Raw genomic sequence first — 12653 nt, forward strand, 5'->3', positions numbered from 1 at the left:
AGTACCGTGAGCATCATGAACATCCAGATCCGACCGGAAACACCCGCCGACATCGCAACCATCGACGCGGTCACCGCAGCCGCGTTCCTGGAGGCGCCGCATACCGATCACACCGAGCAGTTCATCGTGGCCGCATTGCGCCGCTCCGGGCAGCTCACCGTCTCTCTTGTGGCCGAACAATCGGGCGTAGTTGTTGGCCACGTCGCAGTATCGCCGGTGACCATCGACGACGCGGATAGCGGTTGGTACGGGCTTGGGCCGGTATCGGTCGTGCCGGAGTTGCAGGGCAAGGGCATCGGCACCCAGCTGATCGACGCAGCACTCGATAAGCTTCGCGTACTTGCTGCAGGCGGTTGCGTGGTGCTTGGCGATCCTGGCTACTACGCGCGGTTCGGATTCAAGGCCACGGACGCGCTCACCTTGCCGGGCGTTCCTGCCGAATACTTCCAGGCGCTTTCATTTGGTGCTCCGGCGCTACAGGGAACGGTTGCTTACCACGCGTCCTTTTCGGCGCAGGAATGAGCATCCAGCGCGGGCCTGCTTGCAGCGTTGTGGAACGCGATGGTCGAACAATGTCAGCGTCATCTGCGTTTTCGTCTCAACTGGCTTTCTGCTGTTGACTCCAGACACCGATACCTTGCTGCCAATGGCGTTCATTGGCAGAGTTGCCAAGATTCAATACTCCAGCCATCAACCATCCCGCTGATCTGCCATCTACACGCATAGAAAGGACTCCATGATGAAAAACACAAGCACACATGGCACTGCCCGCAACCCCTTGCAACTGCAGGCGATGCTGCACCGTAGCCGCCTCGTGCTGCTGGGCCTCTTTTGCACTATGGTGCTGGCCGCCTGTGGCAAGCCGGTACCTGCAGACAAGCAGGCCTATGTCGGCACCTGGGAATCGGACACTACATCCTTGCTCATCGACGCAGGTGGGCGCGTCATCTACAAGCATCAACCCAGCCCGTCGGTGAGCAAGTCACTGGATGCACCGATCAAGTCCTACGAAGGCAACGATTTCATCGCCGGCGTGGGCCCGTTGACCACGCGATTCGTGGTGTCGGTACCGCCGCATCAAGTGGATGGCAGCTGGAAGATGACGGTCGATGGGCAGGAGCTCACACGGCGCTGAGTCGTTTGCCCTTCGTAGATTCGCGAAGACGATAACCACGGCAGCTGCGGCTGCCCAAGCAAAGGCGTTGCACGATGCGAACCAATGCAGTTTCCCTGCTGTTGCTTGCAGGCTTGGCGTGGCCCGCTGCCGCCACGCCGGTGGACCACCAGCAAGCCTATAACGACTGCCTGTCCAAGGCCGGCCAGATCAACAACGGCACGGTGGAGGCCTGCTCGTCGGTGACCTCGGAGCATGCGAAAGCGGAGATGACACGTCTCTATCGCGCCTTCAACAGCAAGTTGCTTGCGGAAAACGCGGGCGATGCAGCAAAGCTCGAGCGCGCGCAGAAAGCCTGGCTGGTGTACCGGGACCTGCATTGCGAACTCGCCGGCTCGTATGTCGGCTCGCCGATGTATTCGTTCTGCCCGATGCAGCTGAACATCGACCGGGTCATTGAACTGCGCGAGTTGGTTGGGCAATGAAGCGCACTGCCTTGCCGGCAACAATATTGAAGCGCTTGCCAGAAGCATGACCAGCTCCTAAGATCTGCGCGTCCTCGCGATTCAAGCGACGGCCGTAAGCGTTTACGTCAACCAACGCGCCCATCAACTCCGGCATTGCCGGGGCTGTTCACCCATCCGTGGGTGATAGGCGCCATTGCTTGACCGGATCCAGGAGATCACCGTGAACGCTACAAACAGAACCACCATCGCATTTGGCATTCCCAAGCTTCCCTCGCGCTACGGCGCCTTGGTCATGCCCTTGCTGCTGTCCATCCTGATGACCTGCGTCGTCTCTCTGATCAGCACCCTGAAGAGCATTGGCATGTCGCCGCTGCTCGGCTCCAAGTGGCTCGCTGCCTGGGGCATTTCGTGGCTGGTCGCCTTCCCCATCCTGCTGTTGCTGTTGCCGGTCGTGCGCAAGGCAACTGCAGCCTTGGTGCGAACCACCTGAGCTGCAAGCACCCGGCCCGCTGTGCGGGCCGGGCTTCAACATTGGCTGCATCGCAAGACTGCGCCCCCTTCTTGGTGCTGCCCCACGCATGCATTCATACTGCGGTTTCCCTGATCCGCCACGCCAGCACCCACCATGACCGATCCGTACAACACCTCGTCCGGCCGCACGCCTCCCGCGTTGCTCAATGACGCGATGATCACCACCGCGCTGGAGCTGCCGGGTTATCGTGCCATGCGCAATCTCGGCCTGGTCCGCGGCATTACCGTGCGTTCACGCTCCATCGTCGGCAACTTCCTGGGCGGGCTGCAGACCATCTTCGGCGGCAACATCACCATCTACACGGAGCTGTGCGAGCAGGCCCGCGATGAAACCTACCGCGACATGGTTACCCATGCCCGGCAACTAGGTGCCAATGCAATCATCGGTGTGCGTTATGACGCTACCGAGCTGATGACCGGGCTCACCGAGGTGCTCTGCTACGGAACCGCCGTTGTGGTCGAGGCGGAATCGCGCTGATTGCGATGTCGCAGGCAGGCAATGCAATCCACGTCCCGCCGTTTGAAGCGAAATATTTACTCCATGCGTTGAAACAGCGCGCGGCTTCACCCCTTGAATCACGATGGATCGCATGCGAACGAAGATACTCGCCCAATTGATCGGCTTCGTGGTGGTCGCACCAAGCACGCTGGTGGCGCTGTTTTACAGCGCCTTGGGCTTATTGTTTGCAGTCGATGCGATCCGAAGCGACGAACACGTTGCCAGCGCTGTACTGGTGCTGCTCTGTTTGTTTGCTGGCTGGTTCGGCATCTTTGCACTGTGGCGGGCCTACTATCTTCTCGCCGGCGGCCAACGGAGCTTCAGCAGGAGATTCCTCTGGATCGGCTTCGGCTGTGGCGGTCTGGTGTCGGCCGTGCTGATTGCAGTGGTGAATGGGTCGCTGCTGTTCCGAGCACTGTTCTTCGGCTGGCCAATGCTGGCTGTCATCGCGTTCACCGTGATGCTCCTGCGAACCGACTACCGCGCTACTTCTCCTGAACCTGGCAGCTGATCAACAGCATCCACCGGTATCTCCTCCATGCCCCGCAATGTTCTTTTCATCTGCACCCAGAACCGCCTGCGCAGCCCAACCGGCGAGCAGGTGTTCGCCGACTGGCCCGGCATTGAAACGCAGTCGGCCGGGCTGGGCAATGACGCCAATACGCCGGTGTCACCCGAGTTGCTGCATTGGGCGGACCTGATCTTCGTGATGGAAAAAGCCCATCGCAACAAGCTGTCAAAGAAGTTCCGCGCACATCTGGATGGCAAGCGGGTGATCTGCCTCGACATCCCGGATGACTACGACTACATGGACCCGGTGCTGGTGCAGTTGCTGAAGCACAAGGTCAGCCGGTTTTTTCCGGTTGCTTGATTGGGTGGCTTTGAAGCCTGCTCAGCCTTGGCCATTGCCTGCGTGTGCCGGCAACGCTGCTTCGTCACCCTCTCCCCAACCCCTCTCCCGTAAAGGGAGAGGGGCTTTGTTGGCTGCGACCTGTTGGGGTGCTTGCTTGCGGGTCGAGCCTTCGTGGTGCGCCCTGCTGAGTTAGTCTTCTCCGGGAGCGGCGACTGAACGCTGCCAGAGAGCCGATGACAATGAAGCCTCCTGCACCCAACAAGGTGATGCTCGCGGTACTGGCAGCTGTCGCGTGGATGGCGCTGCTGCTGCAGCTTTATCTGTCCATCGAATTGGCGCACGCCAATGGCCATGGCGCGATCCATGGCGTCTTCGCCTTTCTTGCCTATTTCACCGTATTGACCAACCTGTTCGTCGCCCTTGCGGCGACGCTGCCGCTGGCCGCGGAAATGTCGCGCCCAGGCCGGTTCTTCGCCAGACCCAGCGTACTGGGCTGTGCGACCACCTCGATCGTCATGGTCGGCGCGGGTTATCACCTGCTGTTGCGCAATGCCTGGAATCCTCAGGGATTGCAGCTGATTACCGACTACCTGCTGCATTACGTGGTGCCGCTGTGTGCGCTTGCCTACTGGATCGCATCCGCCAGCCGATTCCCGCTTGGCCGGTCCGCGCCATTGAAGTGGTGCATCTATCCGATCGGCTATCTGCTCTACGCCCTGGTCCGCGGCGGACTGACCAGCATGTATCCGTATTACTTCATCGATGCCGCCAGCATCGGTTATGTCCGGGTAATCACCTATGCAGCAGCCATGCTGGCGGCGTTCTTCGTGGTTGGCCTCGTCATTCGTTTCATCGCGGTACTTCGCGGTGCACCCCGGTCAACCGTTGAGCACTGAAACCTGCCTCGCCCTTGGCCTTGTCCGGCCAACCATCAGCCCGCCGTAGCTGCAGACGATTGCGTCATCCCCCGCCACTTCGTCCACGCGTTTGAAAGCAGCCCATGCAGCAACAAAGGCAGCATCCAGCTGGTCCACAACAGCAGTGCAATCGCGTCCGGGCTGGGTGCGCGGCCGCTCGCAATCCAGGCGGGTAACAGCAGCCGGAACAGCACCGGTGCCAGCGTTACCAGATAGGCCCGCGTCATCCAGCGGCGATGCCTTGCGACCTGGCCGCGACGGATGCTGAGCATCGCCAGCAAGGCCGTGATCAACCAGGCCAGCGCGGTGCCGGCGAACGCCGTGGTGATCGACGCAGGTGCAGGGGAAGTGGCGATCAAACCCACCGCAGCAGCACACGCCACCAGCATGCCCCCGATATAACAGCGCCCCAACCAGCGATGCAGGCGCGGCCACGCACGCGGCCAGCGTGTCAGGAATTGCAGCGGCCCAAGCACAATCCCCAGCACACCACCGCCGATGTGCAACCACAGCCAACTACGACGTGACCAGTACATCCCGTAGTGCTCGGGGTCCAGATGCCGGTATTGGCCATGGACGGCGAGCAGGAAATGCAGGCTCAAGGCCGCCAGCGCCAGCCAGAGCAGCAGCCAGGCGAGGCGCCACAGGCCACCGCGGCGTTCGGGAACTGCATGCAGCGCGTCGGACATGGTCACCTCAGCCGGGGCGTCGAGCGGAGCATACAAGGAGCGGCCAGAGCACGTCCGGTGCCCCCCGGTCAGGGTTCGACAGACGCGTTTTGCCTGGACCGTGCCCTCCCAGGCAGCCCTTCGCACCAAACTGACTGGCTCAATAGTTGCAAAATGCAAATCATTCGCATTTAATTTCGCCCTGACAACGCCGCCCGCCCGAGCGCAGTTCTGCCCCGCACCGGAAGCGGGCACCGCCCCCGCCTGTGGCCATTCCGCTGCTTCCCCCTGTTCAGGCCTGCTCATGCACCCCAATCGCAACTGCCTCCGCCCGGCTGACGCCGCTGGTAACCCGTTCCTGTTCCGCAACGCCCGCACCCGCCTGCAGGCCGCCATCTGCCTGGTCCTGGCCAGCAGCTGCGGCATCGCCATGGCCGCGCCGCAGAGCGCATCTGGCGCTGCCTCCGGCGCGGAAAATGACACCGCTACCCAACTGGATACCGTGCGCGTGGTCTCGCAGCGCGCCAACCGGGTCAGCAACGGTGCCACCAACCTGGACCTGGACATCAAGGAAACCCCGCAGTCGATCAGCCTGGTCAGCGCTGAGCAGATGCAGCAGTTCGGCGTCGACAACCTCAATGACGCGCTGCGCCTGGCCACCGGCATCCAGGTCGAGGAGTGGGAAACCAACCGCACCAATTACGTGGCGCGCGGTTTTGACATCAAGAACACCCAGATCGACGGCGTCGGCCTGCCCAATGACTGGGGCATCGTCACCGGCGCGATGGATGCCTTCGGCTACGAAAAGCTTGAGGTGATCCGCGGCGCCAACGGCCTGCTCACCGGCGTGGGCAATGCCTCGGGCACCATCAACTACGTGCGCAAGCGCCCCACCAACGAGGCAAAGGGCCAGCTGGGCGTCAGCGTCGGCTCCTGGGGCAAGCGCCGTGTCGAGATCGACTACTCCACGCCGTTCACCGATGATGGCCGTTGGGCCGGTCGGGTGGCGGCTGCGCATGAAGACGCCGACTCCTACCTGCGCGGCTTCAATACCGACCGCAACTTCTTCTACGGCGTGGTCGATGGCCAGATCGGCGACAACGGCACGCTGGCCTTGGGCTACTCATGGCAGAAGGCCAACAGCGACCAGAACATGTGGGGCGCGCTGACCTTCGTCAACGCCGACGGCAGCCAGGCATCCTGGCGCCGCAGCGCCTCCACCACCCAGGATTGGACCTACTGGGATACCAAGACTGAAACCGCCTTTGCCGAATACACCCACCAGCTGGGCGCGGACTGGCAGGTCAAGGCCTCGTACAACTACCGCAAGATCGGCAGTGACGACCAGCTGTTCTTCGCCTACACCACCACCGGACTGGATCCGCTGACCAGCGAAGGCCTGGTGGGCTGGTCGTACAAGGGCATCGACGAGGGCAGCTCGCATCTGGGCGACATCACCTTGAACGGCCACTTCCAGCTGTTCGGCCGCGAGCAGGAAGCCATGTTCGGCTTCAGCGTCGCCAAGAGCGAGGAGACCACCTGGGACCACCCGGTCGACAGCAGCGATCCTTCGTTTGGCGCCCTGCCCGCCTTCCCCTACGCCGGCAACGCCATTGCCGAGCCGCAGTGGGGGCCGCGCACCAAGGCCAACTGGACCAACCAGCGCCTGAAGCGCGGTTATGGCGCAACCCGCCTGAGCTTCACTGACCGCTTCAAGTCGGTGATCGGCTTCAACTGGGCCGAATACCACCGTGATGGCTATAACAGCGTGTCCTTCAACCAGACCGAAGACAACATCAGCCCCTACGCCGGCCTGACCTGGGACTTCAACGACAAGGTGCTCGGCTATGTCAGCTACTCCGACATCTACCAGCCGCAGGACCAGTACGACATCAACCATGTCTACCTGGACCCGACCAAGGGCGTGAACTACGAAGTAGGCGTCAAGGCCGAATGGCTGGACCGCCGCCTGCTGACCACGCTGGCGCTGTTCAAGGCCAAGCAGGAAAACCTGTCCACGTATGGCGGTTATGACTTCGCCACCGCCAACTACTGGTACTACGGCGTGGACGTGGAGTCCAAGGGCGTCGAGTTCGAAGCCACCGGCAAGCTCAGCGACAACACCAACCTGGTATTCGGCTATACCCAGCTGAAGATGAGCAACCAGGACGGCGGCAGCACCTACACCTGGGTGCCGCGCCGCACCGCCAACCTGATGCTGACCTCGCGCCTGCCGAACTACGAGGCGCTGTCCTTCGGCCTGGGCGGCCGCTGGCAGAGCGACACCTCCACCAAGGAGAGCTACACCAACATGGTGGTGCGCCAGGGCAGCTATGCGGTGCTGAATGCGTTCGTCGCATGGGACGTGCTGCCCAATGCCACGATACGCGCCAACATCAACAATATTACCGACCAGAAGTACATCAACAGCCTGTACCAGATTGGTTACTACGGTGCCCCGCGGAACTACCAGCTGAGTTTTGACTGGCGCTTCTGAGTGCTGCGGATAGGATCGCAGTAGCAGCTTTTGGCTTTTGCTCCATCCCTCTCCCCTTGCGGGAGAGGGGCTTCAAACGAAGCTCCACCCGAACTGATACCCGAGACACCACCACCGCCATGTCCCAACCAACCACCATCACTGCTCCTTCCCGCTCGCGCCAACAGGTCGTGCTGCGGGTGCTGGCCGCAATGCTCGGCGGCTATGTCTTCGCATGGGGCACGGTGGCCATGGCTACCAGTCTGCTGTTCGCCGCCAAACTCGACTTCCACGATGCCGAATTCCTGGGCACCTTCATCGGCCTGGTCACCTACGTGGTGGTCTTCCTGTGGAGCATCGCGACCAAGCGCCTGTTGCGCATCTGGATCGTGCTGCTCGGCGGCGGCCTGTTGATGGCAGGGATTGCCTCACTCGTACAATCCCTGCTGGTATGAGCGGAGAAGTCCATGTTCAATAGTTTCCGGCAAGCAATGGCGTGGCTGCATACCTGGTTCGGCCTGGTGCTCGGTTTCGTATTGATGGCAGCGTTCTTCTTTGGCGCGCTGTCCGTCTTCGACCGTGAAATCGACCGCTGGGCGATTCCCGCCACGCGCATCGAAGCGCAGCCGATGCCGTCCTTCGAGAAGATCCTGCGGCCTGCGTTCGAGCGCATGCAGCCGACCAAGGAGGCCATCGATGCGATGCGTCCGCTGGTCAACGGGCCCATGCCCACGCACTTCGACAAGGTCGCCAGCTGGAGCGCGTACACCACCCACCGCGATCCGGTGCTGGCCCTGTATGCCGGCTACCAGGTGCCCAATGCCAAGGACCCGGAAGAACTGATCTGGGCCTACGCCACCATTGATCCGCGCAACGGCAGCGTGCTGCCGGACGATCATCTGAAGATCGGCAGTGGCTTCTTTTTCCCGCTGCACTACGGCCTGACCCTGGACTGGAAGAACCTGGGCATCTGGATCGTCGGCTTCTCCGCCCTGGTGATGCTGGCCGCGTTGATCAGCGGCGTGGTGATGCACAGGAAGATCTTCCGCGAATTCTTCACCTTTCGCCCCGACAAGGCCCGCCTGCGCAGTGTGCTGGACCTGCACAACCTCACCGGCGTGGTTGCCTTGCCGTTCCATTTCTTTTTCGCGCTGACCGGCCTGCTGATCTTCGCCGGCACCTATTATTTTCCGGTCGGCCACACCCAGCTGCACGACCTGCATGACCTGCACGAGCGGGTGGAAGCGCAGGAAACTGGTCTGCCGCACCAGCGTGCAGGCGTCGCTGCTGGGCTGGCATCAGTGGATGCGATGGTCGCGCAGGCGCAGCGGCGCTGGGAGGCCAATGACAAGGCCGGCGACGTCGGTTTCCTGGTGCTGCAGCATGTTGGCGATGCCAATGGCTACGTCAGCGTCTACCGCGCCGGCACCGATCGCATCGCACTGGTAGGCGATGGCATCCACTTCAAATCCTCCGACGGCAAGCTGATCCGCGAAGATCCGGCCGCCACGCCGGTAGCACGCATGGCCGAGTTCCTCACCGGCCTGCATTTGCAGCACTTCCGCCATTGGCTGCTGCGCTGGCTATACGTGCTCGGCGGGCTTGCTGGTGCAGTGTGCATTGCCACCGGCTTCATCTTCTTCGTCGAGAAACGCAAGCGTCAGCACGCCCTGCAGGGCAGCCAGGGCGCGCGCATCGTGGATGCGCTGGCAGTGACCACGGTAACCGGCATGGTCCTGGCCACGCTCGGCATCCTGATCGCCAACCGCCTGCTGCCCGAAGCGCTGCCCGGCCGTGGCGACTGGGAGCGCTATGCGTTCTGGGCAGTGTGGGCGCTGGCGCTGGTACATGCCGGCATGCGCGGCGCGCCGGTGGCACGCGGCCTGACCAACCCGGCATGGCGCGAGCAGACCTGGGCCATCGCAGTGATGGCCGTCGCAGCCGTGGCATTGAACTGGATCACCACCGGTGACCATCTGCTGCGCACGCTGTCGCGCGGCTACTGGCCGGTGGCTGGCATCGACCTGTTCCTGCTTGGCAGCGCGGTGATTGCCGTACTGACCGCACGCAAGCTGGGCCAGCGCGCGCATGCCAAACACGCCGCACATCGCGAGAATGCACATGCCTGAGCCCTTGTCCGCCAACCTGATGCTCGCTGCTGCTTTGTTGACCAGCCTTACCGGCATGGCCTGGCTGGCGCTGTCGATGCAGGTACATGCCGCACAGGTATGGCAGCGCCAGCCCTCGCCCGCCGTCCTGCGCCTGCTGCGCATCCTCGGTAGCTGCAGCATCGGCGTTGCACTGGTTTTCTGCCTGGCCGTGGATCACGCCACGATGGCGGTGCTGGTATGGGTAATGGCCTTGAGCGGTGCTGCCCTGCTGGTGGCGTTTACGCTGTCCTCGCAGCCGCAGCGGCTGCGTGTTCTGGCGCCGTGGATCAAGTAAACGAGCAAGCCGATCGCTGCAAGTCGCGGTTGCATGTGCCGACACGCGGATCACTGCTGGGGCTGTTCACCCATCAGCACTCGGTACTCGGCGGCTTCCGCATGCAGCCATTGCCGGAAGGCCTGGAAACCAGCATGGTCCTTCGATCGTTCCGGATAGACCAGCCAGTGCGACCAGGCCGTCTTCAACCGGTGAGCGGACAGCAACTGCAACTGGCCTGACTGCAGCAGCAGCTGCGCGCGCGTCACCCGCCCAAGCGCAACGCCAACGCCTTCCAAGGCCGCACGGTGGTGCGATTCGGAGTCATCGAAGATCGCAACGTAACGCTTGGGCGCATTCGCGCCGGTCAAGGCGAACCAGCGGTCCCACTCGCCATCCGGGTCACCCAGCAACGGCCACTCCGCCAGCGGCTTCGCGCCAATGCCGCCCATGCGCTCCACGAGTGCCGGGCTGGCCATCGGCACCAGCCACTCATCGATCAAGGGCTCGGCGATCACTCCCGGCCAGCGACCATCACCGATACGCATCGCGCCATCGAACTGCAGCTGCCGCTCGAAATCGATCAGTAGCTGATTGGATTGCAGGTTGATCTCGATCTGCGGATACGCCGCCACGAAACGGCCAAGGCGTGGCACCAGCCAAGCCGATGCCATCGTCGGCACCGCGCTGATCGACAACACGCAATCGCGGCGCGCCTGGAACGGGCGGAAGACCTCGTTGATCGCATCCAGGTGGGGGCCGATCTGATCGAGCAGGCGTCGCCCTTCCTGCGTCGGCGCCACGCCGCGTGCCTGCCGCAGCAACAGCGGATAGCCGAGCCGCTGCTCCAGCTGTCGCATCTGGTGGCTCAAGGCGCTGACGGTGACATTCATCGCCTCGGCAGCGCGCGACATGTTGCCCATGCGTGCGGCAAGCACGAAGCCCTGCAGGAACTGGAGTGGCGGCCTGGACATTAAACTTGAGTTTTACTCAATACTTGATTGAAGGATGCTCGCTTTTCCGGACTATAGCCCGGAACTAACCTCAAATCCTCTCAACAAGGAGTAGGGAAATGAGCGTGTATACCGACCTGCTGTTCATGCAAGGACATATCGTCAATGTCGAGCTGGCGAGGCAGCTGGCGGGGGAAGGCGAATCCAACAGCCCGGCTCGAAAGGTGGCTGCTACCAGCAAGCTGTGCTCGGGCGAACAAGGCCAGGCGGCATCCAATGAAACGGAACGCGCCACGCGCCACCTGGCCGATACCTGTTCGAACCGGTGAACGGTTCGCAGCAAGTAGCGCACATGAGACGCGGCCCATCAGCCTGCCCGCTACTTGCTATGGTTCAACAAATGAAAACCCACAACTGGCGCGGCCGAGCGGCCGCCTTGCTTACCGCCGTCGTGATCCTGTGCATCGTCTCCAACCCGGAACTGGCCACCTTGGTGCCTGTGCTGGATGCGCTGGGATTGGAGCTGCTGTTCGCGCTTTTCTCCGCCCAGCTGATGGTGATCTTTTCGGACGTAGTGCTGCCGTATGCGCGGCATTTCCATCAGCGCTGGGGTAGGCGCGCGTTGAAGCCGGTTGGTGATGCGCTGCTGTGTGCAGCCGGCGGCTATCTGCGGCAATTGGTGGGGCATGTACGACTTGCAGGGGTGCCAGCGCGGCTTGGTTGAGCGCGGATTGGGGTTCATCTGTAGGAGCGGCGTAAGCCGCGAAGCTGACGGAATTGAAGCCATCCGCATCTTTGCCAACTGATGATGTATCGGCTTCGCGGCTTACGCCGCTCCTACAAAGGCAGGGAAGCCATGTTGCGACTTGCTTGACGCGCTTTCGCCTACCCTCACCCCAACCCCTCTCCCGGAGGGAGAGGGGCTTCAGGGCTTAACAACAAAGGCCCGCCAATGGCGGGCCTTTGCGTTTACTGCGTGCTGCGAAGAAACCGCTGGCGCGATTACTTGGCTGCAGCTTCCTCGGCCTTCGGGATCGAGGCTTCGGTGGTGATGCGGACCTTGACGTCGTCGCTGACGGCCGGGGCGTAGGCGCCCACGCCGAAATCGCTGCGCTTGATGGTGGTGGTGGCGTCGAAGCCGACCGACGGCACCTTGGCCATCGGGTGCTCGCCGGCACCGTTGACGGTCACGTCCAACACCACCGGCTTGGTGATGCCCTTGACGGTCAGGTCACCGGTCACGGTCAGCTTGTTGATGCCGGCTGCTTCCACCTTGGTGCTCTTGAAGGTGGCGGTCGGGAACTTGGCGGCGTCGAAGAAATCGGCGCTGCGCAGGTGCTCGTCGAACTTGGCAGTGAAGCTGTTCAAGCCGGACAGCGGCAGGGTCACTTCCACGCTGGACTTGCCCACGTCAGCGGCGTCATACACCAGGGTGCCGTCAGCGTTGCCGAAATGCGCGCTCGGGTTGGAGAAGCCCATGTGGCTCCACTGCACCAGCACGTCGGTGTGGGTCGGGTCGAGCTTGTAGGTGCCGGCGGCGATCTGGATCGCAGCAGCTTCCGGGGCAGCCGGGGCAGCAGCGGCATCGGCCGGAGCAGCGGCGGTTTCGGCCGGGGCGGCAGCCGGGGCAGCGGTGTCAGCCGGCTTGGAGCAGGCGGTGATGGCGGCGGCCAGGGCCAGCGGGAGCAGCAACTTGGTCATAGCGGACATGGATCTCTCCTTGGAGGTGATAGACGGGATAATTCTGGACA

General features: G+C 62.6%; 17 protein-coding genes. 14 read left to right on the plus strand and 3 right to left on the minus strand.

The features are described from left to right. Positions 1-15: 15 nt before the first annotated feature. The 8 genes from Q5Z11_RS17885 to Q5Z11_RS17920 all read left to right on the plus strand — a co-directional run bounded on the left by Q5Z11_RS17885 (position 16) and on the right by Q5Z11_RS17920 (position 4360). The gene (locus Q5Z11_RS17885; protein WP_303750082.1) at positions 16-522 is read left to right on the plus strand and encodes a GNAT family N-acetyltransferase; all 507 of its coding nucleotides are present in this window, start codon (positions 16-18) and stop codon (positions 520-522) included. Positions 523-736: 214 nt separating this feature from the next. Then, on the plus strand, positions 737-1135 hold the full coding sequence (locus Q5Z11_RS17890) for a hypothetical protein (protein ID WP_303747645.1): 399 nt from the start codon (positions 737-739) through the stop codon (positions 1133-1135). Between the two features lie 74 nt (positions 1136-1209). Next, entirely contained in the window at positions 1210-1599 is a 390-nt protein-coding gene (locus tag Q5Z11_RS17895) for a lysozyme inhibitor LprI family protein (protein WP_303747646.1), read from the plus strand. A gap of 202 nt (positions 1600-1801) precedes the next feature. Further along, complete coding sequence (locus Q5Z11_RS17900) at positions 1802-2071, plus strand: DUF2798 domain-containing protein (protein ID WP_303747647.1); 270 nt, start codon at positions 1802-1804, stop codon at positions 2069-2071. A 135-nt stretch (positions 2072-2206) separates the two neighbouring features. Next, on the plus strand, positions 2207-2590 hold the full coding sequence (locus tag Q5Z11_RS17905) for a YbjQ family protein (RefSeq protein ID WP_303747648.1): 384 nt from the start codon (positions 2207-2209) through the stop codon (positions 2588-2590). A 112-nt stretch (positions 2591-2702) separates the two neighbouring features. Next, positions 2703-3122, plus strand: a complete 420-nt coding sequence (locus Q5Z11_RS17910) for a hypothetical protein (RefSeq protein WP_303747649.1) — start codon at positions 2703-2705, stop codon at positions 3120-3122. Positions 3123-3149: 27 nt separating this feature from the next. After that, entirely contained in the window at positions 3150-3482 is a 333-nt protein-coding gene (locus tag Q5Z11_RS17915) for a low molecular weight protein tyrosine phosphatase family protein (protein WP_303747650.1), read from the plus strand. Between the two features lie 215 nt (positions 3483-3697). Further along, complete coding sequence (locus Q5Z11_RS17920; RefSeq protein WP_303747651.1) at positions 3698-4360, plus strand: Pr6Pr family membrane protein; 663 nt, start codon at positions 3698-3700, stop codon at positions 4358-4360. 35 nt (positions 4361-4395) lie between these two features. Here the strand turns inward: Q5Z11_RS17920 and Q5Z11_RS17925 are convergent, their stop codons facing one another. Beyond that, positions 4396-5070, minus strand: a complete 675-nt coding sequence (locus tag Q5Z11_RS17925) for a DUF2306 domain-containing protein (RefSeq protein WP_303747652.1) — start codon at positions 5068-5070, stop codon at positions 4396-4398. A gap of 283 nt (positions 5071-5353) precedes the next feature. Between Q5Z11_RS17925 and Q5Z11_RS17930 the strand changes: the two genes are divergently transcribed. From Q5Z11_RS17930 to Q5Z11_RS17945, 4 genes are all read left to right on the plus strand, one after another. Further along, positions 5354-7546, plus strand: a complete 2193-nt coding sequence (locus Q5Z11_RS17930; protein ID WP_303747653.1) for a TonB-dependent siderophore receptor — start codon at positions 5354-5356, stop codon at positions 7544-7546. 119 nt (positions 7547-7665) lie between these two features. Next, positions 7666-7980, plus strand: coding sequence for an iron uptake protein (locus Q5Z11_RS17935; RefSeq protein WP_303747654.1), 315 nt, complete (start codon positions 7666-7668; stop codon positions 7978-7980). Between the two features lie 12 nt (positions 7981-7992). Then, positions 7993-9654, plus strand: a complete 1662-nt coding sequence (locus Q5Z11_RS17940; protein ID WP_303747655.1) for a PepSY-associated TM helix domain-containing protein — start codon at positions 7993-7995, stop codon at positions 9652-9654. Beyond that, positions 9647-9970: a DUF3325 domain-containing protein gene (locus tag Q5Z11_RS17945; RefSeq protein WP_303747656.1), complete on the plus strand. Its 324-nt coding sequence runs from the start codon at positions 9647-9649 to the stop codon at positions 9968-9970. Before Q5Z11_RS17940 ends, Q5Z11_RS17945 begins: the two co-directional genes overlap by 8 nt. Positions 9971-10020: 50 nt before the next feature. On the opposite strand, the gene Q5Z11_RS17950 is transcribed toward Q5Z11_RS17945, so the two are convergent. Further along, positions 10021-10923, minus strand: coding sequence for a LysR substrate-binding domain-containing protein (locus Q5Z11_RS17950; protein WP_303747657.1), 903 nt, complete (start codon positions 10921-10923; stop codon positions 10021-10023). Between the two features lie 98 nt (positions 10924-11021). Here Q5Z11_RS17950 and Q5Z11_RS17955 point away from each other — a divergent pair, with 98 nt between their 5' ends. Both Q5Z11_RS17955 and Q5Z11_RS17960 read left to right on the plus strand, forming a co-directional pair. After that, entirely contained in the window at positions 11022-11231 is a 210-nt protein-coding gene (locus Q5Z11_RS17955; protein ID WP_303747658.1) for a hypothetical protein, read from the plus strand. Positions 11232-11302: 71 nt separating this feature from the next. Next, on the plus strand, positions 11303-11626 hold the full coding sequence (locus Q5Z11_RS17960) for a hypothetical protein (RefSeq protein ID WP_303747659.1): 324 nt from the start codon (positions 11303-11305) through the stop codon (positions 11624-11626). Positions 11627-11904: 278 nt separating this feature from the next. Here the strand turns inward: Q5Z11_RS17960 and Q5Z11_RS17965 are convergent, their stop codons facing one another. Then, positions 11905-12612 carry a YceI family protein gene (locus Q5Z11_RS17965; protein WP_303747660.1) on the minus strand — a complete coding sequence of 236 codons (708 nt, stop codon included), beginning with the start codon at positions 12610-12612 and terminating at the stop codon, positions 11905-11907. Between the last annotated feature and the right edge of the window lie 41 nt (positions 12613-12653).

The organism is Stenotrophomonas sp. 610A2 (assembly GCF_030549615.1).
GTDB classification, from domain to species: domain Bacteria; phylum Pseudomonadota; class Gammaproteobacteria; order Xanthomonadales; family Xanthomonadaceae; genus Stenotrophomonas; species Stenotrophomonas pigmentata.